The sequence below is a fragment of the Exiguobacterium sp. UBA1053 genome (assembly GCF_002316465.1).
Lineage (GTDB): Bacteria > Bacillota > Bacilli > Exiguobacteriales > Exiguobacteriaceae > Exiguobacterium_A > Exiguobacterium_A abrahamii.
Genome location: NZ_DCDO01000020.1, coordinates 1 through 1,287 on the forward strand (window position 1 = coordinate 1; position 1,287 = coordinate 1,287).

Consider the following 1,287-nt stretch of genomic DNA (forward strand, 5'->3'; position numbering starts at 1 on the left):
AGGTCGGTCTTTTTGTGTAATCATTTTAGAGGAAAAGGAGTTTTTTCATGAAACACGAACTTCCTATTGTACATGCACTTCAACGCCATTTAGATCGAACGCCCATCTCATGGCATGTTCCTGGTCATAAGAATGGAACATTGACACCTCTTCCTGACTTCTTTAAATGGGACGTCACAGAATTACCTGGTCTAGATGATTTTCATCATCCGGAAGAGGCCATTGCAGACGCGATAGCTTTGCTGCAAAAAGTCTACGGTGCAAAAGCGAGTCATTTCCTTGTGAATGGTTCGACCGTTGGGAACTGGGCGATGCTTGCCGCTACAGCAACAAGAGGAGAGCGTGTTTATGTACAGCGTAATTCCCATAAATCGGTGTTCAATGCGTTAGAATGGCTGGGGATCGAACCGATCTTTCTTGAACCAGACATCCATGAGGAAACGGGAATCAGTGGACATGTTTCACGTGAAACATTAAAGGAAGCGTTTACGAAATACCCAGGAGGAGTCGGCGTGTTTATCACTTCACCGACCTATTACGGGGAAGCAGCTGATATCACGTCACTCGTTCAGCTCACAGCGTCGCACGGGCTCCCTTTATTAGTGGATGAAGCACATGGCGCACACTTCGGTGAAGCATTTGGTGTACGCTCTGCATTTGAATTAGGAGCAACTGCTGTTGTTCAGTCTGCTCATAAAACACTTCCAGCACTGACGATGGGAGCATGGATGCATGAGCGATTTTCGGAAAAGATGAGAAGAAAGTTACAGCGAGCGCTTCAAGCGTTTCAGACTTCGAGTCCTTCATATTTACTGCTGGCTTCATTAGACTATGCCCGTTCCTATCGTGAACAATGGACAGTTAAAGGTATGTCAGATATTCAGGCTAGTCATGATGCATTCATCGAAGCACTTCAACGGTTCGATCATATGACGGTCCTTCGCTTCGATGATTGGTCACGGATGACATTAACGTATGAGGGATATTCAGGAGATGCGTTGCTGCACGCGTTACGAGCTGTTCAACTCGATGCAGAATTTGCTTTAGGAGATCACGTCGTCTGTATTTTGCCACTTCGTCCGCTAGCTAAGTCTGAGCAGGCTGACTGGGTCCATCGTGTCGAACGAGCCATTCAAATGATGAAATCAGAAGGAATTCCTTTGAAAAGGTATATCGAGCAACCAATTATGGGTAAAATACAGGTATCTGCTTTAGCTTGTTCTTATGAACAGTTAGAACAAGCAACAGGTACGTTCCGTCAGCTGGATGAGTGTATCGGTCATGTTT

The 1,287-nt window shown here is 45.5% G+C and carries 1 protein-coding gene; it reads left to right on the top strand.

Annotation, left to right across the window (positions count from 1 at the left end; translation table 11 throughout):
• Window positions 1-47 precede the first annotated feature (47 nt).
• Window positions 48-1,287, top strand: a 1,240-nt coding sequence (locus B3G15_RS15905) for an aminotransferase class I/II-fold pyridoxal phosphate-dependent enzyme (protein ID WP_290722349.1), incomplete at its 3' end; no start/stop codon positions are given.